Origin of the sequence: Pseudonocardia petroleophila (assembly GCF_014235185.1) — a bacterium.
Classification (GTDB): domain Bacteria; phylum Actinomycetota; class Actinomycetes; order Mycobacteriales; family Pseudonocardiaceae; genus Pseudonocardia; species Pseudonocardia petroleophila.
On record NZ_CP060131.1, the window covers coordinates 1,482,212 to 1,504,852 of the forward strand.

Consider the following 22,641-nt stretch of genomic DNA (forward strand, 5'->3'; position numbering starts at 1 on the left):
GGCAGGATGCACCGGGTGGACGATCTCGCGCAGGATCTCGCCGACTTCATCGTCGCGTCGCCGACGCCGTACCACGCGGTCGCGGAGGCGGTCCGGCGTCTGGCGGCGGCCGGTTTCGTCGAACAGCCGGAGGCCGGGCCGTGGACCGACGGCCCGGGCGGGCGCTACCTCGTCCGCGACGGCACGGTGCTCGCCTGGTCGGTGCCCGAGGGCGCGACGCCCGGCACGCCGATGCGGATCTTCGCCGCGCACACCGACTCGCCGACGCTGAAGGTCAAGCCGAACCCGGACGTCGGCGCGGGCGGGTGGCGGCAGGTGGCCGTCGAGGTCTACGGCGGGGCGCTGTGGAACTCCTGGCTCGACCGCGACCTCGGCCTCGCCGGGCGCCTCGCCCTCTACGACGGCTCGACGGTGCTCGTCGACGTCCACCGCCCGCTGCTGCGCGTCCCGCAGCTCGCGATCCACCTCGACCGCGGCGTCAACTCCGAGGGCCTGCACCTCGACGCCCAGCACCACCTGCTGCCGGTCTGGGGACTCGGCGCCCCCGCCGAGGGCGACCTGCTGGAGTTCCTGGCCGGGGAGGCGGGCGTCGACGCCGACGAGATCGCGGCGCACGACCTCGTCGTCCACGACGTCGTCCCGCCCGCCCGCCTGGGCGAGGAGGAGGAGCTGCTCGCCGCCCCGCGCCTGGACAACCTCGCCTCCGTGCACGCCGGCATCGGCGCGCTGCTCGCCGCGGCCGGCACGCCCGGGGTCGTCCCGGTGTTCGTCGGGTTCGATCACGAGGAGATCGGGAGCGGCTCGGCGACCGGAGCGTCCGGGCCCCTGCTGGAGACGGTGCTGACGCGCCTCGCCGGCGGGTTCGACGCCCGGGGCGCGGCCTTCGCGACCTCCCGCTGCCTGTCGGTGGACGTGACCCACGCGGCCCACCCGAACTACCTCGGCCACCACGACCCCGGGCACCGCAGCGTGCCGAACCTGGGCCCGGCGCTGAAGGTCAACGCCAACCAGCGCTACGCCACCGACGCCCCGGGCGCGGCGGCGTGGCGGCGGGCGTGCCGCGACGCGGGCGTCCCGACGCAGGTGTTCGTCGGGAAGAACACGGTCCCGTGCGGCACGACCGTCGGCCCGCTCCTCGCGACGCGGCTGGGCATCCGGACCGTCGACGTCGGCATCCCCGTGCTGTCGATGCACTCCGCGCGCGAGCTGTGCGGGGTGCGCGACCCGGCGTTCCTGGCCGCCGCGGCGACCACCTTCCTCACCGATCTGCAACCCTGAGGTTGCTTCTGGGCGCAGCATGTGCAACTCTCGGGTAGCAGGTCAACCGAGAGGAGATCGTCATGAGCGACCGCATCGAGCGCGAGATCCACGTGGACGCCCCCATCGAGCGGGTGTTCGCGCTGGTCAGCGAACCGGGGTGGTGGATAGAGGACGGCCCGGAGCGCACCGTGACCCGCGAGGGCGAGCTGACGCTCGTCGAGCTCCCCACGCACGGGATGACCTTCCCCGTCCTGCCGGTCAGCCAGGACCCGCCCCGCTACGCCTCGTTCCGCTCGGCGTACCCCGGGATGGAGGCGGTGGTGGGCACCTCGACGCTCGTGGAGTTCACGCTGACCGCGCAGGACGGGGGAACGCTGGTGCGCGTCGTCGAGAGCGGCTACGACGCGCTGACCGTGCCCTGCGACACCGCCGGCAGCACCGAGGGCTGGGAGCAGGAGCTGCGGGCGGCGAAGCAGCGGGCGGAGCGCGTCCCGGCATGATCGACGAGCAGGTCGGCGACGTCCTCACCGCGCTCGCCGACCCCACCCGCCGGCTGCTGCTCGACGCCCTCGCGGACGCCGGGCGGGCCAGCGCCACCGTGCTCGCGACGGGTCTGCCGGTGTCGCGGCAGGCCGTCGTCAAGCACCTGCAGGTGCTGGAGGCGGCCGGGTTGGTGACGGGCGCCCGCGCCGGCCGGGAGGTGCGCTACGTCGTGCGCCCGGACCCCCTCGACGCCACCGCCGACTGGCTGGCGTCCCGCTCCGCCGCATGGGACCGCAGGCTCCGCTCGCTGAAGCGGGCCGCGGAGGCGCCACCCGCGTCGCCGTAGGCCGCGGACGTCCTCCCGTCGTCGGGTCGCGGGCGTCGGTGGCACGTGTTGTCCTGGACGGGTGACGGTGGCGGTGGAGGAGGACCTGGGCCTGTTCGGGCCCGGGTCGGTGACGTGGCGCGTGCACATCGAGCCGGTGATGTGGGTGGCCGGGTTCCGGGCGCTGCTGCTGCAGTCGCTGGAGCCGCGGGTGATGCGCGGGACGTACCAGAACTCCGCGCTGTTCGACCCGGCGAAGGCCTGGGCGCGGTTCCAGCGGACCGTCGAGTTCGTCGGGACGCGGACGTTCGGGTCGACCGCCGACGTGGAGCGGGTCGCGGCGCGGGTGCGGAAGCTGCACGCGAGCCTGCGCGGGTACGACCCCGACACCGGCGAGACCTTCCGCCTCGACGAGCCCGCGAACCTGCTGTGGGTGCACGCCACGGAGGTCGAGTCCTACGCGCACATCGCGCTGCGGGCCGGGCTCGTCGACACGATCGACGCCGACCGGTACCTCGCCGAGAGCGTCCGGGCGGCCCGCGTCATCGGGCTGATCGACGCCCCGTCGTCGCGCGAGGAGATGGCCGACTACTACGCGCGCCGGCGCCCCGACATGCGGATGACCGACGAGGCCCGCCGCGCCACCATGAACCTGTTCGCCCCCAAGGGGCAGGCGCCGACGGCGGTGAAGATCGCGGTCCCGACGATCGCGACCCTCGCCGTCGCCACGCTCCCCCGCTGGGCGCGCCGCTGCTACGGCCTGCCCGGACTGCCCACCACCGACATCGGGGCGACCCTCGCCCTGCGGGCCCTGCGCACCGCCACCGGCGTCCTGCCCGACGTGCCGGCGCCGCCGAACATCGAACGGGCGCGCCGGCTGGTCCGCGGCCTGTCCGCCTGACCGGCCCGCGTCAGGGGCGGGGTCGCAGCAGCAGCGGCAGCAGCGCCGCGAGCGCCAGGCCGAACAGCGCCACCCCGGTGATCCCGCCGAGCGCCCACAACCCGTAGAGCCCGATCGTCGCGACGTCGGCGCCCATCCCCGCCACCGACGTGACGGTCGCCCGCGACGAGGAGTCGATGCGGTCCTGCATCCGCGCGTCGGTGACGGCGAGCACCGCCCGGTATCCCGCGTAGAACAGCAGGACACCGACGATCCCGATCGGCCGCCCGACCAGCCCCGCTCCGGCGAACACCAGCATCGACGCCGCCAGCAGCGCCGCGAGCCGCCCCGCCCGCAGCCCCGCGGCCCGCCCGGCGAGCGCGGCCCCGGCCATGCCGCCCAGCACGATCGGCAGATCGGCCACCGGCACCAGCGCCACCGGCACCCCCCACCCCGCGACGATCAGCGGGAAGTACTCCTCGACCCCGTCGATGCTGGTGACCAGAGCCGCCGCGGCGACGACGCCGGGCACGCCCGGCCGGGACGCGGCGATCCGCAGCCCCGCCCGCAGCGTGGCGAGGTAGCCGGGCTCGTCCTCGTCGTCGGCCGTCCGCGGGGCCTCCGGGATCGTCGACGCCACCAGCGCCGCGGCCAGGCAGGTCGCCACGCTCACCCACCCGACGAGCGCGTACCCGCCGAGCGGGAACAGCAGTGTCGCGAGCCCGGCGGCCGGGAGCTGCGCCGCCAGCTCGGCCGCGGAGATGCGGCCGTTGACGCCCGCGTAGTGCTGCGCCGCGCCCGCCGCCGCGAGCCCGTCGTAGAGCAGCGCCTCCCGCGCCCCCGACGCGAGCACCCCGCCGAGCCCCCACAGCACGAAGCCCGCGAGGAACGCCCCGAACCCGGGTGCGGCGGTCCACAGCCCGAACCCGGCCGCCTGCAGCACCCCGGCCGCGACCAGGCAGGTGCGGCGGGAGAACCGGTCGGCGAGCGCCCCGGTGGGCACCTCGGCGAGGATCCCGACGACCGACCAGGTCGCGAACAGCAGCGAGATCTCGGCGTCGGACAGGCCGGTGTCGGAGAACAGCAGCGCGTACAGCGGGTACAGCGCGACGGCGTCGGACAGCAGCGCCCAGCCGAGCATGCGGCGGGCGAGCGGTCGGGCGCGGGGCGGTAGGGGGCGTCAACCGGGCATGCGAGAAGGCTAGGACCGACCGCAACCCGTTTCCTGCGGTCAGGAACCGGCCGCTGGGCGGGCCACCCTGGGGTCATGATCCGAGAAGCGCAGCTCTTCCTCCTCGCCGACGCGGCGCTCGTCGACACCGTGGCCCGCGTCGACGACTGGGACGCCGTCGTGCCGCCGGTCTTCGACATGCCCGGGGCCGACCGGCCGGCGACGGTGCGGGCGATGGTCGCCCACCTCTCCTACGACGAGGGCTGGGTCCCGGCGATGCTCGCGGGCCGGACGATGGACGAGGTCGGCCGCGACCGCTTCGACGACACCGGTGCCGACCCGCGCGCCACCCTCGTCCGGCACGCCGACGCGGCCCGCGCGGCCGCCCGCACCGTCACCGACCCCGACGCCCCGGTGCACTGCGCCTACGGCGACTGCCCCGCCTGGCACTACCTCTGGCAGCTCGTCATCGCCCGCACCCTGTCCGCCGTCGACCTCGCCGCCCGTCTCGACCTCCCCGACCCGCTCGGTGAGGAACTGGCCCGCGGCCTGCACGAGGGCACGGCGCACATGCCGGAGTGGCGCGAGCTCGGCGTCTACCGCACCGCACGACCGGTGCCCGACGGCGCGTCGTGGCACGACCGCTACCTGGCCCTGACCGGGCGCGGCACACTGGCCGCATGAGGTTCCGCGCCGAAGTGGTCCTGGCCGGGAAGGCCGCCACCGGCATCCCCGTCCCCGACGACGTCGTCACCGGTCTCGGGTCGGGGAAGCGCCCCGCCGTGCACGTCACCGTGGGCGGGCACCGCTACCGCAGCACGATCGCGCCGATGGGCGGACGGTCCTGGATCCCGCTGTCGGCCGAGCACCGCGCGGCGGCGGGCGTCGCGGCCGGGGAGGAGGTGGACGTCGAGGTCGAGCTGGACACCGAGCCGCGCACCGTCGAGGTGCCCGCCGACCTCGCCGCCGCGCTCGACGACGACACCCGCCGCGCCTTCGACGCGCTGAGCTACAGCAACCGGCGCCGGCACGTGCTCGCCGTCGAGGGGGCGAAGGCGGCGGAGACCCGGGCGCGCCGGGTGGCGAAGGTCGTGGACGAGCTCCGTGCCGCCGGAACGGGCAGGTGACCGTTGCCACGCGAGTGATCGGGAGGCGATGATGACCGGCGTGGCGCCGACGACGACCCGCAGTCCCGATCTGTCCGTGATGACAGACCTGTTCGTGATGGCCGAGCGGATGCTCGTCGAGGTGCTGGGGCGCATCAAGCCCGGCGACGGGAAGATCGTCCTGCCCCCGATGCGGGTGGGTGACGCGCCGCAGACGATCCGCGAGTCGGTCGCGCGGCACGCCCGCGACGAGGCGCGCCTGGCCGGTCTCCCCGAGGTCGAGCTGGGCGCGGACCCGCACCCCGTCGTCGCCCGGCTCGCCGACGAGACGATCGAGGCCGCCCGCGCGGGCCGGATCGACGCCGACGAGCTGCTGCTCGCCACGATCACCCGCTGCTTCCTCGCCCACGACGTGGCGTTCCACCTCGGGTCCACGGCCTGCCCGCTGCCCGAGGAGCTGGCCCGCCCGCTGTGGGAGATCACCGACCCGCAGGCCGCGGAGTGGCGCGAGCGCCGCGTGTTCGGGGAGCCGCTGCTGCCCATGCCCCCGCACGTCTCGTGGCGCGACCGCTTCCTGCGCACCGCGGGCCGCGACCCGCACCCGCACTTCGACTGAGTGCTCGTCCACCACACCGCGCGGGAGATGGCGCGGGCGCTGCGGGCGCGTGAGGTGTCCGCGCGCGAACTCGTCACGGCGCACCTCGAACGGATCGACGAGGTCGACGGTCGCGTCAACGCCGTGGTCACGCGCGTCCCGGAACGGGCGCTGGCCGAGGCCGACGCCGCCGACGCGCGGCTGGCCGCGGGGGAGCCGGTCGGCCCGCTGCACGGGCTGCCGATCGCGCACAAGGACACCCACCTGACCGCCGGGATCCGCACCACGTTCGGCTCGCCGCTGCTCGCCGACTTCGTCCCCGACGCCGACGAGCTGGTGGTCGAACGGATCCGCGGCGCCGGGGCGATCACGATCGGCAAGACGAACGTGCCGGAGTTCGCGGCCGGATCGCACACGTTCAACCCGGTGTTCGGCACGACCGCGAACCCGTACGCCCGCGACCGGAGTGCGGGCGGCAGCAGCGGCGGTGCCGCGGCCGCGCTGGCGTCGGGCATGCACCCGCTGGCCGACGGCTCCGACATGGGCGGCTCGCTGCGCAACCCCGCGTCGTTCTGCAACGTCGTCGGTCTGCGCCCGTCCCCCGGGCGCGTGCCGTCGCACCCGTCGGCGCTGCCGTGGGCGACGATGGGCGTGCAGGGGCCGATGGCCCGGACGGTCGCCGACGCCGCGCTGCTCCTGTCGGTGCTGGCCGGACCGGACCCGCGCTCCCCGATCTCCCTCGACGACCCCGGCTCGACGTTCGGCGGCCCCCTCGACCGCGACCTCGCCGGCCTGCGCGTCGCCTGGGCCCCGACGCTCGGCGGCGCGGTCACCGTCGACCCGGCGGTCACGGCCGCGCTCGCCCCGGCCGCCGCCGTCTTCACCGGCCTCGGGGCGCACGTCGAACCGGACTGCCCCGACCTCACCGGCGCCGACGACGTCTTCCGCACCCTGCGGGCCTGGCAGTTCGCCGCGACGATGGGCCCGCAGCGCGACCGGGTCAAGGCCGCGCTCGCCGCCAACATCGACGACGGCCGTCGCCTCACCGGCGACGACCTCGCCCGCGCCGAGCTCGCCCGCGCCGCCCTGTTCCACCGCGTCCGCGACTTCTTCACCCGCTACGACGTGCTGCTCGCCCCCGTCTCGCAGGTCCCGCCGTTCGACGCCGCCCTGGAGCACCCGACCGGGATCGACGGCGTGCCGCACCCGCACTACCTCGACTGGATGGCCTCGGCGTACCTGGTCTCCGCGGCCGGGCTGCCCGCGCTGTCGGTGCCCGCCGGGTTCACCCCCGACGGCCTGCCGGTCGGGCTGCAGGTCGTCGGCCCGCCCCGCGGCGACCTGCTGGTCCTGCAGGTCGGGCACGCGTTCGAGCAGGCCACGCAGGTGGGGCTACGCCGTCCCGACGTGTGAGCGGCGCCGGGCGTGCACCACGATGTCGCGCACGGTCAGCTCCGTCCCCTCGTGCGTCCGCGCGGCCCGCGGGCGGGCCTGCGCGACCAGCACCTCCCAGTCGCGCGGGTCGAGGATCGCCGTCACCTCGTCGGCGGTGAAGAACATGCCGGGGACGTGCGGGCGGTGGTGGCCGGCGTCGTCGGTGGGGTCGTGCCCGACGATGAGCAGCGACCCGCCGGGGGCGACGCCGGTGGCCAGGCGCGCGTAGAGGTCCAGCAGGCCCGGCAGGTGCACGAACTGCGCGGAGACCAGGTCGTAGGCGCCCTCCTCGGGCGTCCACGCGGTGAGGTCCTCCGCCCGCCACTCGACGTCGGTGCCGTGGGCCTGCGCCCGGGCGAGGGCGGTGCGGGAGAAGTCGACGCCCGTGACGCGCCAGCCCTGCTGCGCGAGCCAGATCGCGTCGCCCCCCTCGCCGCAGCCCGCGTCCAGGGCGCGACCGGTGGGCAGGTCGGCGACCTGCGCCACGAGCTGGGCGTTCGGCTGCCCGCTCCAGATCCCGTGCTGGTGCTCGGCGCGGGCGCCGTAGCGCTCCTCCCAGGCCTCCTGGGTGAACATGTCCGGGTCCGTCATGTCCCCGTGCGTCTCCGTCATGCCGACGACGCTCCTCCGCTCCGACGATCTGGGCAACCTTCGTTGCCGTTCCGGCAAGAGGGGCCCGTCGGGTGCGTGACACACGCCGGGCTGTACGCGGGCCCGCCGTACCCGGTGACCGAGGTCGACGCGGTGCACGAGCGGGCGAACACGCTCACGTCGCGCCGACCTCCCGGCTGACGATCCGAGCGTGCTTCCCGACCTGCGGGCCGCGGACGAAACCGCACTCCTCGAACAGCTCGACGGTGCCGCTGAACAGGAACCGTCCCGCCGCTGCACGTCCCTCCGTCACCTCGGAGATCGCCTCGACGAGTCCGCCCCCGCTCCGGGCGATCAGGTCCAGCGCGCCGTGCAGCGCCGCACGCGCGACGCCCTGACCGCGGTGACGCCGGTCGACGAAGACGCAGGTGATGCGCCAGTCGGCCCGGGGTGGCGCCTCCTGTTCGTAGCGCCGCCGGTTCTTGATGTTCGGGAGCTCCTCGGGACTGCCGTACTGGCACCAGCCCTGCGCCACCCCGTCCCCGTCGAGGACGAGGGCGGCGTGCGCACGGTCGGTCCGGACCCGCTCCTCCTTGACGGCGCGGTGGCTGATCCCCCGCTGCCCGCGTTCGGGATGGAAGCCGATGCACCAGCAGCCGCCGAAGACGCCGTTGTTGCGCTCGACGAGCTCGGCGAAGGCGTCCCACGACCCGGCGTCGAGGGGGACGATCGAGTAGGGCCCCGTCATGCTCTCCGAGCATAGGGCCGGATACCGCCGACCGGCCGGCGGTCGGCCCGCCTCAGACCGCGACGGCGGCGCCGCAGATGCCGCACGCCTCGAACTGCCTCCGGCCCCACCGGGCGAGCGGGACGAAGAACACCGAGAACTGCCGGAACTCGCGCATCCTCGCCCACTGCGTCGTGTTGTGGCAGCGGGGACAGGTGCGCGTCTCCCCCGGGCCGAGGTGCTTCTGCTTGGTGCCGAGGCCGAAGAGGAAGAACACCGGACCCACTGTAGGGAGCGACCCGCCAGGCCGCGCGTTCCGCGGAACGCTCCGGCGGACCGGCACCGGTCGCGGTCGAGCGGGTCGGCCGCTCCGCGTAGGCTCCTCGCCGGCGACGGTGTCCTGGTCGGGACCGAGGCGAACGGACGGGTCGATGGCCGAGGAGATCATCCGCCTGGCGTACGACGAGGCTCGCGCCGCACTCCGGGAGCAGGACGCGACGCTGGCGAACGTCCGGAACCGGGCGACGGGCCTCCTCGCTGCCGCAGCGGTGGGCACGTCGTTCGCGGCGAGCGTCGGCCTCCTCAACACCGACCCCGGACGCGGCGCCACCTTCCCGGGCTGGGCGGGCTGGACGCTGTTCGCACTGGTGACCGTGATCGGGGTCGGCGTGCTGGTCGTCCTGTGGCCGGTCGCGCGGTGGGGCTACGGACCGCAGCCCGCGACCCTGCTCGGGCACGCGAGCGCCGACGCCGACGCCACCCTCCGGCAGGCTACCGAGGCCATGATCGTTGCGATAGCGTCCAACGACCGCCTGCTGACCCGCCGGATGACGACCTACCGCATCACGGCCGGTGTGCTGATGGTCGAGATCCTGACGCTGGTTGCGGCCTTGCTCATCCGGGGGTAGTGCGATGACGACCGGCGACGGCGGTGACGACGGCGTTCCCCCCGAGGCGCCCCGGAGTGAGTGGATACGCCACGGCCTGAACCACAACCCGGTCCAACCGGGGTACGGGCCGCAGTCCGGCCCACCGCCGTCCGGCGCCCCATGGGCCCCGGGCGCCCCGCCCGGCCGCACCCGCCGCAGCCCGCTGATCCCGCTCCTGGTCGGGGCGGCGACCGTCCTGGCCGTCCTGGTCGTCCTCCTGCTGCTCGCCTGACCCGCAGGGCCGGGCGGTCCGCGGCGCCGGACCGACCCGGGCGCGTTGCGGAAGCGGAGGGATTTGAACCCCCGAGTGGTTGCCCACTGCTCGCTTTCAAGGCGAGTGCATTCGGCCGCTCTGCCACGCTTCCCTGCCCGCAGCGTAGCGGTCCGGGTTCCCCGGCCCGGTGCCTCCGGTGTCGCGCGCCGGGGCCCGTGTGGTGGGATTCGGCCGATCACCGGGTCTGGGGAGACAACCATGCGGTTCAACGAGAACGCCGATCTCGACACCTCGCAGATCGACGACCTGCGCGGCGGCGGCCGTGGGGGCGGGGGCGGCGCGCTCGGCGGCCGGGTGGCGGCAGGCGGCGGCGGCCTCGGCATCATCGGCCTGATCCTGTACTTCCTGATCTCCCAGCTCGGCGGGGGTGGCCTCGGCGGGGGCGGTGGCGGGTTCGACCTGCCCAGCGGGCTGTCCGGCCTGTCGTCGGGCCAGACCGCCGACACCTCGCAGGTCGCGCAGGCCTGCCGCACCGGCGCCGACGCCAACAACCAGCTCGACTGCGAGGTCGTCGCCGTCGTCAACTCCCTCGACGGCTACTGGTCCGACGCGTTCGCCCGCTCCGGCCAGACCTACCAGCCGCCGCGCACCAACTTCTTCTCCGGCGGTGTCAACACCGCGTGCGGCAGCGCCAGCTCCGCGACCGGCCCGTTCTACTGCCCCGGCGACAACGAGGTCTACATCGACCTCTCCTTCTTCCAGGAGCTGGAGACCACGTTCGGCGCGCGCGGCGGGACGTTCGCCCGCGCCTACGTCATCGCGCACGAGTACGGCCACCACATCCAGGCCCTGCTCGGCACCACCTCCCGCGTGCAGGCTGGGGACGTCGGGCCGACGTCGGGCTCGGTCCGGCTGGAGCTGCAGGCCGACTGCTACGCCGGGGTGTGGGCCAACCACGCGACGACGGTGCCGACGTCGTCGGGCGAGCCGCTGATCGTCGACGTCACCCAGGACGACGTGGCCGCCGCGCTCGACACCGCCGCCCGCATCGGTGACGACTACATCCAGACCCAGCTCGGCGGCGGCCGGGTCGACGAGAGCCAGTTCAGCCACGGCAGCTCCGAGCAGCGCGAGCGCTGGTACACCACCGGCTACGACACCGGTGACCCCTCGCGGTGCGACACGTTCGCGCGCGGCGTCGACCTGGGCTGAGCGGCCCGGCAGCGGTCAGGCCGCGCCGAGCAGGCCGAGGCACCCGTCGACGCCCCCGGCCCGCAGCACCCAGTCCGGCCGCCGGAACCCCGCCGCGTCGAGCACCAGCCGGACGTCCTCGGTGGGCCGACCGCGCCGCACGGCGGTGGCGGTGCCGTCGCGGCGGTAGCCGAGCTTCGCCGAGACCCGGTGCGAGGCGTGGTTGTCGGCGAAGGCGTCCGACCGGGCCCGGACCGCCCCGAGGTGGTCGAACGCGAAGAGCAGCACCGCCGCCCGCATCTCGGTGCCCAGCCCGCGGCCCTGGTGCGCCAGCCCGAGCCACGACCCGCTCGACACCTCCCGGGTGACCGTGAAGTCGGTGCCGTCCAGGCTCTGCATCCCGATCACGGTGCCCTCGTGCCGCACCACGAAGTTGACCGTCCAGCGCTCCGGGGCCAGCGCCGCGCGCTGCGACCAGAAGTACTGCAGGATCCCGCGGCCCAGGTAGCGGGGATCCGCGTCGGTCCACGGCACCAGGAACGGCATCTCCTCGGGCGGGTGCACCCCGGCGTAGGCCGCCTCCACGAGGCCGTCGAGACCGGCGTCGTCGTCGGGGCGCAGCTCCAGGCGGGGCGTGCGCAGGACGAGGTGCCGCAGCGGCCAGTGCTCCATGGCGCGCCACGGTCCCCGATCGCCCGGGCGGGCGCGAGGGAATACCGTCCCGCCCATGTATGCGATCACCGTCAGCGAGCCGGGTGGACCCGAGTCGATGCAGTGGACCGAGGTCCCCGACCCCGTCGCGAAGCCGGGTGAGGTCGTCCTCGACGTCGTGGCGAGCGCGGTCAACCGGGCCGACCTCATGCAGCGCGAGGGGAAGTACCCGCCGCCGCCCGGGGCGTCGGAGATCATCGGGCTGGAGTGCTCGGGGCGGATCGCGGAGCTCGGCGAGGGCGTCGACGGGTGGGCGGTGGGCGACCAGGTGTGCGCGCTGCTCGCCGGCGGCGGCTACGCCGAGAAGGTGGCGGTGCCCGCGGCGCAGCTCCTGCCGATCCCGGTCGGCGTCGACCTCGTGACGGCCGCGGGGCTGCCCGAGGTGGCCTGCACCGTGTGGTCGAACATCGTGATGGCCGGGCGGCTCGCCTCCGGGGAGACGTTCCTCGTCCAGGGCGGCAGCAGCGGCATCGGCACGCACGCGATCCAGGTGGCGAAGGCGCTGGGCGCGCGGGTGGCGGCCACCGCGGGCGCCCCCGACCGGTTGGAGCGCTGCCGCGAGCTCGGCGCCGACATCGTCATCGACTACCACGACGACATCGCCGAGGAGCTGATGACGGCCACCGACGGGCACGGCGCCGACGTCATCCTCGACAACATGGGCGCGAAGGGCCTCGCCGGCAACATCGCCGCCCTCGCCCCCGACGGCAGGCTCGTCATCATCGGGATGCAGGGCGGGGTGAAGGGCGAGCTCGACATCGGCGCGCTGCTGCGCAAGCGCGGCTCCGTGACGGCGATGGGTCTGCGCGGGCGGCCGGTCGACGGGCCGAACGGGAAGGGCGCGATCGTCGCCGAGGTCACCGCGAACGTCTGGCCGCTGATCGGGGACGGGAAGGTGCAGCCGATCGTGCACGGCAGCGTGCCGATGGCGCAGGCCGCGGAGGCGCACCGGACGCTGGAGGGCGGCGGGGTCGTCGGCAAGCTCCTGCTGACGACCTGAACCGCGGCCCGGAGGGGTCAGAGCAGGGCGGGGAGGACGGCCAGGGCCTCCGCCAGTGCCCGGGTCTCCGCGCGCGTCGTGTAGTGGCCCAGGCCGACGCGCACGACCCCGCCGATCTCCGCGGTGCCCAGGTGCGCGAGCACCCCCCGCTCCCCCGGGTCCGGCAGGACGCAGACGCCGTGGCGGACCAGGTGGTCGGCCACGTCGACGGCGGGCAGGGCGTGGGTGAAGGCGAGGGCCGGGATGCGCGACCGCGGCGAGCCGAGCACCGTGGCGCCCGAGCCGACCAGGTCGAGCACCAGGTCGTCGACGAGGCGCTCCTGGTGGAACTGCAGCTCGTCGAGCGAGGTGAGCAGGCGCTCGGGCCGGGTGCCGGTGGCCGCGTCGTCGAGGTCGGCGAGGTGGTCGACGGACGCGACGAGGCCCGCGAGCTGGGGGTAGGACTGCGGACCGATCTCGAGGCGCTGCGGGCCGCGGGCGCCGGGATCGAGCGAGCAGGCGGTCAGGCGGTCGAGCAGGGCGGGGGTGCGGAACACCAGCGCGCCGACGTGCGGCCCGCCCCAGGCCGCGGCGTCCAGGGCGAGGACGTCGGCGCCGAGCGCGTCCATCCGCACCGGCCCGTACGCGGCCGCCGCGCACGCGTCGACGACGAGCAGCGCGCCGGTGTCCCGGGTGCGCTCCGCCACCGCCGCGACGTCGACGCGCGTGCCCACCTGCCCCGACGCCGCGGTGACGGCGACGACCCGCGTGGCGTCGGTGAGCAGGTCGTCGTACTGCCACGCGGGCAGCTCGCAGGTCTCGATGTCGATCTCGGCCCAGCGGACCCGGACGTCGCGCCGCCGGGCCGCCCACAGCCACGGCGCGACGTTCGCGGCGTCGTCGAGGCGGGAGACGACGACCTCGTCGCCCGCGACCCAGGTGTCGCCGAGGGCGTCGGCGAGCCGGCGCAGCAGCTCGGCCGGGCCGCCCGGGCCGAGCACCACGCCGCGGGGATCGGCACCGACCAGGTCGGCCACGGCCAGCCGGGCGTCGGCGTCGAGGTCGGCCGACCGCCGCGAGGCGGGGAACGGCGCTCCGGCCGCCGACCGGGACCGCCGGAACGCCCCCGACACCGCGGACACGACGCCCTCGGGCGGCTGCATCCCGGCCGTCGCGTCGAGCCGGACCCAGCCGTCGCCGAGGGCCGGGATCAGCCCGCGCACCCGAGCGACGTCGTACGGCATCCGGATACGGTAGCGGGGGCACCTAATCGATCAGTCACTCAGCGAGCACGGAGCGTGGTTTCATGACTCAGCCCGAGAACGGCGCCGAACAGCAGGTCATGGTCATCGGCCCCGACGGGCAGCCCGTCGGGATGGCGCAGCTGCCGCAGTCCGGCGGTGAGGGCGACGGCGGTGGCGGCATCGGCGGGATGGTCGAGCAGCCCGCGAAGGTCATGCGCATCGGCACGATGATCAAGCAGCTGCTCGAGGAGGTCCGGGCGGCGCCGCTGGACGACGCCTCGCGCGCCCGGCTCCGCGAGATCCACGAGAACTCGATCAAGGAGCTGGAGGACGGCCTCGCCCCCGAGCTGCGCGACGAGCTGAGCCGGCTCTCGCTCCCCTTCACCGAGGACGCCACCCCGTCCGACGCGGAGCTGCGGATCGCCCAGGCCCAGCTCGTCGGCTGGCTGGAGGGGCTGTTCCACGGCATCCAGACCGCGCTGTTCGCCCAGCAGATGGCGGCCCGCGCGCAGCTGGAGCAGATGCGCCGCGGCCTGCCCCCGGGTGCGACGCCCGGCCAGCCCGGCGAGGGCGGCCTGGGTCGCGGGACGGGGCAGTACCTGTAGGTCCGGCCCGGGCCCCGGGGCCACCGCGCCGGGGCCCCACCCGGCGGCGCCGGTAGGCTCGATCCGTGGCACAGACGGTGACTGCCGGCGACGACCGGGCGGAGGGCTCCACGACGCCTGCCCTCCCGGACGAACCCGGCCCGCGCAGCTGGTCGCGCGCGTTCGGAGATCTGGGCCAGGGCTGGAAGCAGCGGCCGCTGTGGGGCTACCTCGGCTGGCAGGACATCAAGCAGCGCTACCGCCGCTCGGTGCTCGGCCCGCTGTGGATCAGCGTCACGATGGCGGTCGTCGCCACCGCGATGGGCATCCTCTACGGCGCGCTGTTCGGCGAGGACATCGCCACATTCCTGCCGTACGTCGCCACCGGCCTGCTGATCTGGTACTTCATCAACGGCTGCATCCTCGAGGGCAGCGAGGTCTTCATCGCCAACGAGGGGCTGATCCGGTTCCTCCCGGCCCCGCTGAGCCTGCACATCTACCGGCTCGTGTGGCGGCAGTCGCTGTTCTTCGCGCACAACCTCGTGGTGTGGGTCGTGCTGGTCCTGATCTTCCCGCAGCCGCTGAGCTGGTCGCTGCTGCTCGCGATCCCGGCGTTCCTGCTGCTCGTGCTCAACGGGGCCTGGATCTCGATGCTCACCGGCATCATCGCCACCCGCTTCCGCGACATCCCGCCGATCATCGGCAGCCTCGCGCAGCTGCTGTTCTTCATGACGCCGATCGTGTGGCAGTACGACACGCTGCTGAAGAACCCGGCGGTCGCCGAGCGCGCCCGGATCGCCGAGCTCAACCCCGTCATGCACTTCGTGGAGATCCTGCGCCAGCCCATGCTCGGCCAGGAGATCGTGTGGCGGCACTGGTACATCGCCGGCGCGATCACCGTCGTCGGGATCGTCGCCGCGCTGCTCTGCCTGCGGAACTACCGGTCCCGCGTGGCGTACTGGGTCTGAGGAGCACGCCGTGGTCAGCATCGACATCCAGAAGGCCTCCGTCGACTTCCCGATCTTCGACGCCAAGACCCGCTCGCTGAAGAAGGCCGTCCTCGGCCGCGCGGGCGGGCGGATCGGCACCGACAGCAAGGTCCCGATCATCGAGGCGCTGCGCGACATCACGCTGTCCCTGCGCAAGGGCGACCGCGTCGCGCTCGTGGGGCACAACGGCGCGGGCAAGTCGACGCTGCTGCGGCTGATGTCCGGCATCTACGAGCCCACCCGCGGCCGCGCGCGGATCGTCGGCAAGGTCGCGCCGGTGTTCGACCTCGCCGTCGGCATGGACCCGGAGATCTCCGGCCTGGAGAACATCCTCATCCGCGGCCTGTTCCTCGGGATGACGCGCAAGGAGATGGACTCCCGCGTCGACGACATCGCCGCGTTCACCGAGCTCGGCGACTACCTCGACATGCCCCTGCGCACCTACTCCACCGGCATGCGGGTGCGGCTCGCGCTGGGCGTGGTCACCAGCGTCGACCCGGAGATCCTGCTGCTCGACGAGGGCATCGGCGCCGTCGACGCCGAGTTCCTGGCCAAGGCGCGCGACCGGCTCAAGGAGCTCGTCGAGCGCTCCGGGATGCTGGTGTTCGCGAGCCACTCCGACGAGTTCCTCGCCGACCTGTGCAGCACGGCGATCTGGATGGAGCACGGCACCATCAGGGAGCACGGGCCGCTGCGCGACGTCCTGCACCACTACAAGGGTCGCGACGTCCTCGCGGAGATCGAAGCCCGGTGACCTCGCTCGGCCCCGACTCCGTCGTCGCCGTCGTCGTCACCCGGCACCGGGCGGAGCAGCTCACCGAGGCGCTCGCGGTGCTGGCGGAGCAGACCCGCCCCGTCGACCACCTGGTCGTCGTCGACAACGGCCCCGACCGGCCGGCCCGGGACGTCGTCGACGCCTGCGGGATCCCGGCCACCTACCTCCCGTCGTGGAACAACATCGGCGGCGCGGGCGGGTTCGCCCTGGGCATGCTGCACGCGCTGGCCATGGGGGCCGGCTGGATCTGGCTCGCCGACGACGACGGGCGCGCGGCCGACGGGACCGTGCTGGCCACCCTGCTGGACCTGGCCCGCTCGCGGGCCCTGGCCGCCGTCTCCCCCACCGTCGCCGACCTCGACGACCCCGACCGGCTGGCCTTCCCCGTCCGCCGCGGCCTCACCTGGCACAGCTCCCGCGCGGCGCTGGCCACGGCCGAGGGCGCCGATCCGGACCTGCTGCCGGGCATCGCCGCCCTGTTCAACGGGGCCCTGTTCCGGGCGTCCACCCTCGACGTCGTGGGCGTGCCGGACCTGCGGCTGTTCGTCCGCGGCGACGAGGTCGAGATGCACCGGCGGCTGGTGCGCTCCGGGCTGCCGTTCGGCACGGCGCTGCACGCCGCCTACCTGCACCCCGCGGGCCGCCACGAGGACAAGCCGATGCTCGGGGGCCGGCTGCACGCCCGCGACCCCGAGGACGAGGTCAAGCGGTTCTACACCTACCGCAACCGCGGCTACCTCATCTCCCAGCCCGGGATGCGCCGCGTCGGACTGCTCGAGCTGCCCCGCTTCGCCTGGTACTTCCTCGTCACGCGGCGCAACCCGCGCGAGTTCGCGACCTGGATCCGACTGATCCGACTAGGCCGTGCGGAACGCTTCCACCGCGCCTGACTACTCCATGTAGCTGACTTCGCCGCCTCCGCACGGTGGAGTGGCATTACGCACCCCTACCAGTCACCGACCCGTTGAACCGAACGTGGCGATCACGGTGAAACCGGGTGGCGGCTCCACCACCGTCGAGATCCGTACCCCGTCGGGGTGCGGATCATGATCGAGCACTGGTCCGTCGTCGAGCACTGGGAGCTGTTCCTCCCGATCGGCGTCATCGGCGCGATCTCCTGGACGGTCTGGCTGGTCCGCAAGCTGCTCTCGGCGCGGTACCGCCCGCTCGTCAACGACTTCCGCACCACGACGTCGGTGGTCGTGCCGTCCTTCCACGAGGACCCCGACGTCCTGGAGCGCTGCCTCGACACCTGGCTCGACCAGGGGCCCGACGAGGTCATCGTGGTGCTCGACGTCGCCGACACCGAGGCGCGCGACCGGCTGATGGTGCGCAGCGACCCCCGCATCCACGTGATGATGTTCCGGCACGCGGGCAAGCGGTCGGCGCTGGGCGTGGGCATCCGCGCCGCGCGGTTCGACGTCCTCGTGCTCACCGACTCCGACACCGCGTGGGAGCCCGGCCTGCTCGACGCCGTGCAGATGCCGTTCGTGGACCCGCTCGTCGGCGCGGTCGGCACCCGGCAGAACGTGTACGAGCCGCACTCGAGCATCTGGCGCCGCGTCGCCGACTGGATCATCGACCTGCGCTACCTCGACTACGTGCCGGCCACCGCGCGGCGCGGCGGCGTGGTCTGCCTGTCCGGGCGCACCGCGGCCTACCGGCGCTCGGCGGTGCTGCCGGTGCTGACCCACGTCGAGCACGAGTACTTCCTGGGCAGGCGCTGCGTCGCCGGCGACGACGGCCGGCTGACCTGGCTGGTGCTCGCGCAGGGCTACCGCACCGAGCACCAGGACTCGGCGCGGGCGCTGTCGATGTTCCCGGCCACCTTCACGGCGTTCTGCAAGCAGCGGGTCCGCTGGAGCCGCAACTCCTACCGCTGCTACCTCACCGCGGTGTACCAGGGCTGGCTGTGGCGCCAGCCGCTGATCAGCCAGCTGACGGTGTTCCAGATCCTGTTCACCCCGGTGACGATGTTCGCCACCGTGTACTACGTCGCGGCCGCCTTCACCAGCCCGCAGCGCGACCTCGCCGTCGCGCTCGGGATCACCTGGCTGTTCGTCGGCCGCGCCATCCGCTCGTTCTCCCACCTGCGCCGCAAGCCGGCCGATCTGGCGATCCTCCCGCTGGTCACGCTCGTGATCATGCTGGTGGCCCTGCCGATCAAGACGTGGGCGTTCGTGACCATGAACAAGCAGGGCTGGCTGACCCGGCACGCCGACCGCATCGGCGGCGAGGGCCAGGACGAGGCCAGCCTGACGACGGGGGACGCACGTGCCGGAGCCTGAGACGCCCGCAGCCGACCGGACCGGCAGGCGGCGGTCGCTCCTGACCGTCCTGACCGTCGGCGTCACGCTGGCGGGGATCGTCGGCACCGTCGTCCTCGACGGCCCGACCGACGTCCCGGCGCGCCCGGCGCCTGCCGTCGCCGAGGTGGACGGGTCGGCGGACGCGACCGCCCCCGTCGTCGACCCCTCGGGGGACGCGCAGGCCCGGATCGTCACCGCCGAGGACGACCGCGTGTTCGCGACCGTCGGTGACTCCCCCGGCACGGGCGCGCCCTACGAGGTGCCCGCGGTGGCCCCGTCGATCGTGCCGACCGTCGTGCTGACCGCGCGCGAGCGGCCCTACGACCTGCCCGCGCTGGAGCGCCTCGACGCCGCCGCGCGCATGCAGGGCGGGGACTGGATGCTCACGCGCTCGGTGCTCGTCGGCCGCGGCGCGGTGCTCGACGTCCAGGCCCCCGGCTCGACGCTGCGGATGGCGAGCGGCACGGCCGGGTTCGCCGCGCTGGTGGTCCTGCGCGGCACGCTCCGGATGGGCGGGGAGCCCGGGGCGCCGCTGCGGGTCACGAGCTGGGACCCGGCCGCGGGCCGCGTCGACACCGAGCTCGCCGACGGGCGCTCCTACGTGCGCAGCGTCGGCGGCCGGATGGACCTCTCCCACGTCGACGCCTCGGAGCTCGGGTTCTGGAGCGGGCGCACCGGCGGCGTCGCGTGGACCGGCAGCGCGGGCGAGCCGGGCCGCGGCTCGGCCACCGCCACCGTGGTCTCCCGCAGCCACTACGGCATGTTCACCAGCCGCGTCGAGGACCTGCTGATCAACGGCGGCGCGGTGCGCGACAACGCCGCCGACGGGCTGCTGGTGCACCGCGAGTCGGCGGGCGTCACGGTCCGGGAGCTCGCGACCAGCGGCAACGCCCGGCACGGCGTCGCGGTGTCGTCGGGGACCGAGCGGGTCGTGCTCTCGGGCGTCACCGCCGAGGCCAACGGCGGAACCGGCATCCGCATCGACGGGTCCGCGCCCGCCGCCAGCGCGTCGGCGAGCGGGGCGAGCACCGCGCCGGGCCGCGGGTTCACCGTGGAGCGCTCGGCGGCCACCGGCAACGGCGAGACGGGCATCCTCGCCGCGGGCGCCACCGACCTCGTGCTGCGCGGCAACACCGTCGCCGGCAGCCCCGACGGGATCGTGGTGCGCGGCGCCGCGGCCGGCCCCGAGCTGACCGGCAACGCGGTCGACGCCGAGGGCTTCGGCATCGCGGTCCGCGACGGCGTCACCGACGCGCGGCTCACCGGCAACTCCGTCACCTCCGCGACGGTCGCCGTGCAGGTCTCCGACGCCGCCGCCACCGTCCGCGACACCACCGTCTCCGACGCCGCCCGGTACGGGGTGTCGCTGGTCGGCGCCGTGGACGGGACGGCGGTGGAGGCCAATCTGCTCGCCGGCAGCGGGCCGGCCGCGGTGGACGTCCACCGCGTCGCCGTGGGCTCCAACGTCACCCTCACCGGCAACGACGCCACGGGCTGGACCGTCGACCGCGACGACGTCGCCTACTGGGCGGCCTACGTCGTCGACCACCCGCTCGTGCTGCTCTGGCTGCTGATCCTGCTGGTGCCGGTCGCGGCGCAGGTGCGGGCCCGGATCCGGGCACGCGTGCGGGCCGTCGTGGCGACCCCCTACCCGCCGCTCGACGGCGTGCCGCCGGTGCCGCCCGCCACCCCCGCCCTGGCTCCCCTGGACCGCATCGCGCTGGCCAGGGCCGTCGCGGCGCGGGGGACGACCTCCCGGCCGGGGCACCCGCCGGTGCCCCCGCACCGCCCGGCCGCGGGCGCGACCCGCGTCACCGTCGTCCCGGCGGACGAGTGAGACGCCTCGCGCTGGCCGGCGCGCTGCTCGCCCTCGCGGCGTGCGGCTCGCCGGCGCCGCCGCCCGTCGGCGCCCCGGCACCGGTCACCGCCGGCTGCGCGGGCGTCCCGGTGGCGGACGGCGACGCGCTCACCGCGGCTCTCGCCGACGCCGGGCCGGGCACGGTGATCGCGCTCGCGCCGGGCACCTACCGCGGCCGGTTCGTCGCCCGCACCGCCGGCACCGCGGAGGCCCCGGTCACGCTGTGCGGCCCGCGCGAGGCCGTCCTCGACGGCGGCCCCGTCGACGACGGCTACACGCTGCACCTCGACGGCGTCGCCCACTGGCAGCTGCGCGGGTTCACCGTGCGCGGCGGGCAGAAGGGTGTGATGGTCGACGGGGGACAGCGCGTGCTCGTCGACGGGCTGCTCGTCGAGGGCACCGGCGACGAGGCCGTGCACCTGCGCCGCCACAGCAGCGACAACGTCGTGCGCGGTCTGACGATCCGCGACACCGGCCTGCGCCGCGAGAAGTTCGGCGAGGGCATCTACGTGGGCAGCGCCGAGAGCAACTGGTGCGAGCTGACCGGCTGCGAGCCCGACCGCAGCGACCGCAACACCATCGAGGACAACACCATCTCCGGCACGACGTCGGAGTCGGTGGACATCAAGGAGGGCACCACCGGTGGCCTCCTGCGCGGTAACCGTTTCGACGGTGCCGGGATGACGGCGGCTGATGCCTGGGTGAACGTCAAGGGCAACGGCTGGACCATCACCGGCAACACGGGTATCGACAGTCCCGAGGACGGGTTCCAGGTGTTCGAGATCCTCGACGGCTGGGGACTGGACAACACGTTCACCGGGAACACCGCCACCGTCAACGCCGACGGGTACGCCTTCAACATCACGCGCAACGACGAGCGCAACCGCGTCTCGTGCGACAACACCGCCACGGGTGCCGGCAGCGGCCTCACGCGCGCCACCTGCACCTGACACCCCCGAGGGAGAACACGTGTTCGCACGACGGATCGCCGTGATCGGCACCGGGTACGTCGGCCTCACGACGGGCGCGTGCCTCGCGTCGCTGGGCCACCACGTCGTCTGCGCCGACATCGACGAGGCCAAGGTCGCCCGGCTGCGGGCGGGCGAGGTCGGCATCCTCGAGCCGGGGCTGCCCGAGCTGGTCGCCGAGGGCACGGCAGCGGGCCGGCTCGGCTTCGTGCTCGGCGCGAGCACCGCCGTCACGCAGGAGGCGGGGGCGGAGATCGTGTTCCTCTGCGTCCCGACGCCGATGGGCGAGGGCGGGGCGGCGGACCTCGCGGCCGTGCAGGCCGTCATCGACGAGGTGCGCGACCTGCTCCCCGCGGGCTGCGTCGTGGTGAACAAGTCGACGGTGCCGGTGGGCACCGCGGCCACCACGCTGCAGATGCTCGGGCGCACCGACGTGGCCGTCGTCTCCAACCCGGAGTTCCTGCGCGAGGGCAGCGCGGTGCACGACTTCCTCAACCCGGACCGGATCGTCGTCGGCAGCGACTCCCAGGAGGCGGCCGAGCGGGTGGCGGCGCTGTACTCCCGCCTGGGCGCGCCGACGCAGCTCACCGACGCGGCGAGCGCGGAGATGGTCAAGTACGCGGCCAACTGCTTCCTCGCGATGAAGCTGTCCTACGTCAACTCACTGGCCGACCTGTGCGAGCGGCTCGGCGCCGACGTCCTCGAGGTCACCGAGGGGATGGGCTACGACAAGCGGATCGGGCAGACGTTCCTCTCGCCGGGGCCGGGCTGGGGCGGGTCGTGCTTCCCCAAGGACACCAACGCGCTGCTGCAGATCGCCGAGGCCGCCGGCATGGACTTCGAGCTGGTGCGCGCGAGCCTGAACGTCAACGCCGCGACGCGCGCGCTCGTCGTCGACAAGGTGCGGGCCGCGGTCGGCGGGTCGCTGGCCGGGGCGCGGATCGGGCTGCTCGGGCTGACGTTCAAGGCCGGCACCGACGACCTGCGCGACTCCCCCGCCCTCGCCGTCGCCGAGCTGCTCGCCGCCGAGGGCGCGATCCTCACCGGCTACGACCCGGCGCACCCCGTCGGCGTCCCCGGGACGACCGACGCCGTCCAGGTCGTCGACGACCCGCTGGCCGCGGCCAAGGACGCCCACGCGCTCGTGGTGCTGACCGACTGGCCCCAGTTCCGGACGCTCGACTGGTCCGCCCTCGGCGGGGTCGCGACCGTGCCGATGGTCGTCGACGCCCGCAACCTGCTCGACGCCGACATCCTGCGCCGGGCCGGTTTCACCTGGATCGGCCTCGGCCGGGGCTGATCTTCACGGACGGTGCAC

Annotated in this window: 26 protein-coding genes and 1 tRNA gene; 20 read left to right on the forward strand and 7 right to left on the reverse strand. The window is 74.6% G+C overall.

The genetic code is table 11. The features are described 5' to 3' along the window. Positions 1-15 precede the first annotated feature (15 nt). The 4 genes from H6H00_RS07440 to H6H00_RS07455 all read left to right on the forward strand — a co-directional run bounded on the left by H6H00_RS07440 (position 16) and on the right by H6H00_RS07455 (position 2,969). Positions 16-1,278, forward strand: coding sequence for a M18 family aminopeptidase (locus tag H6H00_RS07440; RefSeq protein WP_221775821.1), 1,263 nt, complete (start codon positions 16-18; stop codon positions 1,276-1,278). A 62-nt stretch (positions 1,279-1,340) separates the two neighbouring features. After that, a complete protein-coding gene (locus tag H6H00_RS07445; protein WP_185720588.1) occupies positions 1,341-1,760 on the forward strand; it encodes an SRPBCC domain-containing protein in 420 nt (139 codons plus the stop codon). Continuing rightward, entirely contained in the window at positions 1,757-2,089 is a 333-nt protein-coding gene (locus H6H00_RS07450; protein WP_185720589.1) for an ArsR/SmtB family transcription factor, read from the forward strand. The genes H6H00_RS07445 and H6H00_RS07450 overlap by 4 nt, the downstream gene beginning before the upstream one ends. 61 nt (positions 2,090-2,150) lie before the next feature. Beyond that, entirely contained in the window at positions 2,151-2,969 is an 819-nt protein-coding gene (locus H6H00_RS07455; protein ID WP_255425624.1) for an oxygenase MpaB family protein, read from the forward strand. A gap of 10 nt (positions 2,970-2,979) precedes the next feature. On the opposite strand, the gene H6H00_RS07460 is transcribed toward H6H00_RS07455, so the two are convergent. Continuing rightward, positions 2,980-4,089, reverse strand: coding sequence for an MFS transporter (locus H6H00_RS07460; RefSeq protein WP_185720590.1), 1,110 nt, complete (start codon positions 4,087-4,089; stop codon positions 2,980-2,982). A gap of 126 nt (positions 4,090-4,215) precedes the next feature. Here H6H00_RS07460 and H6H00_RS07465 point away from each other — a divergent pair, with 126 nt between their 5' ends. From H6H00_RS07465 to H6H00_RS07480, 4 genes are all read left to right on the forward strand, one after another. Next, positions 4,216-4,803: a DinB family protein gene (locus H6H00_RS07465; RefSeq protein WP_185720591.1), complete on the forward strand. Its 588-nt coding sequence runs from the start codon at positions 4,216-4,218 to the stop codon at positions 4,801-4,803. Continuing rightward, positions 4,800-5,246, forward strand: a complete 447-nt coding sequence (locus tag H6H00_RS07470) for a YdeI/OmpD-associated family protein (RefSeq protein WP_185720592.1) — start codon at positions 4,800-4,802, stop codon at positions 5,244-5,246. The genes H6H00_RS07465 and H6H00_RS07470 overlap by 4 nt, the downstream gene beginning before the upstream one ends. 79 nt (positions 5,247-5,325) lie before the next feature. Then, a complete protein-coding gene (locus tag H6H00_RS07475; protein WP_185720593.1) occupies positions 5,326-5,841 on the forward strand; it encodes a hypothetical protein in 516 nt (171 codons plus the stop codon). Positions 5,842-5,868: 27 nt separating this feature from the next. Further along, positions 5,869-7,233, forward strand: a complete 1,365-nt coding sequence (locus H6H00_RS07480; RefSeq protein WP_185722233.1) for an amidase — start codon at positions 5,869-5,871, stop codon at positions 7,231-7,233. On the opposite strand, the gene H6H00_RS07485 is transcribed toward H6H00_RS07480, so the two are convergent. The 3 genes from H6H00_RS07485 to H6H00_RS07495 all read right to left on the reverse strand — a co-directional run bounded on the left by H6H00_RS07485 (position 7,213) and on the right by H6H00_RS07495 (position 8,849). After that, positions 7,213-7,866, reverse strand: a complete 654-nt coding sequence (locus tag H6H00_RS07485; RefSeq protein ID WP_255425625.1) for a class I SAM-dependent methyltransferase — start codon at positions 7,864-7,866, stop codon at positions 7,213-7,215. The two genes, H6H00_RS07480 and H6H00_RS07485, sit on opposite strands and share 21 nt — an antisense overlap. Positions 7,867-8,020: 154 nt before the next feature. Then, on the reverse strand, positions 8,021-8,593 hold the full coding sequence (locus H6H00_RS07490; RefSeq protein WP_185720594.1) for a GNAT family N-acetyltransferase: 573 nt from the start codon (positions 8,591-8,593) through the stop codon (positions 8,021-8,023). Positions 8,594-8,645: 52 nt separating this feature from the next. After that, positions 8,646-8,849, reverse strand: coding sequence for a zinc-ribbon domain-containing protein (locus tag H6H00_RS07495; protein ID WP_185720595.1), 204 nt, complete (start codon positions 8,847-8,849; stop codon positions 8,646-8,648). A gap of 154 nt (positions 8,850-9,003) precedes the next feature. On the opposite strand from H6H00_RS07495, the gene H6H00_RS07500 reads away from it, so the two are divergent. Both H6H00_RS07500 and H6H00_RS07505 read left to right on the forward strand, forming a co-directional pair. Then, on the forward strand, positions 9,004-9,480 hold the full coding sequence (locus tag H6H00_RS07500) for a hypothetical protein (RefSeq protein ID WP_185720596.1): 477 nt from the start codon (positions 9,004-9,006) through the stop codon (positions 9,478-9,480). Positions 9,481-9,484: 4 nt separating this feature from the next. Beyond that, positions 9,485-9,733, forward strand: coding sequence for a hypothetical protein (locus H6H00_RS07505; RefSeq protein WP_185720597.1), 249 nt, complete (start codon positions 9,485-9,487; stop codon positions 9,731-9,733). A gap of 48 nt (positions 9,734-9,781) precedes the next feature. Here H6H00_RS07505 and H6H00_RS07510 read toward each other — a convergent pair. Further along, a tRNA-Ser gene (locus H6H00_RS07510) sits at positions 9,782-9,866 on the reverse strand. A 107-nt stretch (positions 9,867-9,973) separates the two neighbouring features. Between H6H00_RS07510 and ypfJ the strand changes: the two genes are divergently transcribed. Then, positions 9,974-10,927 carry a KPN_02809 family neutral zinc metallopeptidase gene (gene ypfJ, locus H6H00_RS07515; protein ID WP_185720598.1) on the forward strand — a complete coding sequence of 318 codons (954 nt, stop codon included), beginning with the start codon at positions 9,974-9,976 and terminating at the stop codon, positions 10,925-10,927. 15 nt (positions 10,928-10,942) lie between these two features. On the opposite strand, the gene H6H00_RS07520 is transcribed toward ypfJ, so the two are convergent. Then, on the reverse strand, positions 10,943-11,578 hold the full coding sequence (locus tag H6H00_RS07520; protein ID WP_185720599.1) for a GNAT family N-acetyltransferase: 636 nt from the start codon (positions 11,576-11,578) through the stop codon (positions 10,943-10,945). A 55-nt stretch (positions 11,579-11,633) separates the two neighbouring features. Between H6H00_RS07520 and H6H00_RS07525 the strand changes: the two genes are divergently transcribed. Beyond that, positions 11,634-12,617 (forward strand): NAD(P)H-quinone oxidoreductase, encoded by a 984-nt coding sequence (locus H6H00_RS07525; protein ID WP_185720600.1) that lies wholly within the window; start codon positions 11,634-11,636, stop codon positions 12,615-12,617. 17 nt (positions 12,618-12,634) lie between these two features. Here the strand turns inward: H6H00_RS07525 and H6H00_RS07530 are convergent, their stop codons facing one another. Further along, positions 12,635-13,840 (reverse strand): aminotransferase class V-fold PLP-dependent enzyme, encoded by a 1,206-nt coding sequence (locus tag H6H00_RS07530; protein WP_185720601.1) that lies wholly within the window; start codon positions 13,838-13,840, stop codon positions 12,635-12,637. A gap of 131 nt (positions 13,841-13,971) precedes the next feature. Between H6H00_RS07530 and H6H00_RS07535 the strand changes: the two genes are divergently transcribed. From H6H00_RS07535 to H6H00_RS07570, 8 genes are all read left to right on the forward strand, one after another. After that, on the forward strand, positions 13,972-14,445 hold the full coding sequence (locus tag H6H00_RS07535) for a bacterial proteasome activator family protein (protein ID WP_255425816.1): 474 nt from the start codon (positions 13,972-13,974) through the stop codon (positions 14,443-14,445). 65 nt (positions 14,446-14,510) lie between these two features. Continuing rightward, a complete protein-coding gene (gene wzm, locus H6H00_RS07540) occupies positions 14,511-15,392 on the forward strand; it encodes a galactan export ABC transporter permease subunit Wzm/RfbD (protein WP_379540045.1) in 882 nt (293 codons plus the stop codon). Between the two features lie 10 nt (positions 15,393-15,402). After that, the gene (wzt, locus tag H6H00_RS07545) at positions 15,403-16,167 is read left to right on the forward strand and encodes a galactan export ABC transporter ATP-binding subunit Wzt/RfbE (RefSeq protein WP_185720603.1); all 765 of its coding nucleotides are present in this window, start codon (positions 15,403-15,405) and stop codon (positions 16,165-16,167) included. Then, positions 16,164-17,078 (forward strand): galactofuranosyltransferase GlfT1, encoded by a 915-nt coding sequence (glfT1, locus tag H6H00_RS07550; RefSeq protein WP_185720604.1) that lies wholly within the window; start codon positions 16,164-16,166, stop codon positions 17,076-17,078. Before wzt ends, glfT1 begins: the two co-directional genes overlap by 4 nt. 156 nt (positions 17,079-17,234) lie before the next feature. Further along, complete coding sequence (locus H6H00_RS07555; protein WP_185720605.1) at positions 17,235-18,476, forward strand: glycosyltransferase; 1,242 nt, start codon at positions 17,235-17,237, stop codon at positions 18,474-18,476. After that, a complete protein-coding gene (locus H6H00_RS07560) occupies positions 18,463-20,334 on the forward strand; it encodes a right-handed parallel beta-helix repeat-containing protein (RefSeq protein WP_185720606.1) in 1,872 nt (623 codons plus the stop codon). Before H6H00_RS07555 ends, H6H00_RS07560 begins: the two co-directional genes overlap by 14 nt. Then, positions 20,331-21,305: a NosD domain-containing protein gene (locus H6H00_RS07565; RefSeq protein WP_185720607.1), complete on the forward strand. Its 975-nt coding sequence runs from the start codon at positions 20,331-20,333 to the stop codon at positions 21,303-21,305. Before H6H00_RS07560 ends, H6H00_RS07565 begins: the two co-directional genes overlap by 4 nt. 19 nt (positions 21,306-21,324) lie before the next feature. Further along, positions 21,325-22,623: a UDP-glucose dehydrogenase family protein gene (locus H6H00_RS07570; RefSeq protein ID WP_185720608.1), complete on the forward strand. Its 1,299-nt coding sequence runs from the start codon at positions 21,325-21,327 to the stop codon at positions 22,621-22,623. Positions 22,624-22,641 lie beyond the last annotated feature (18 nt).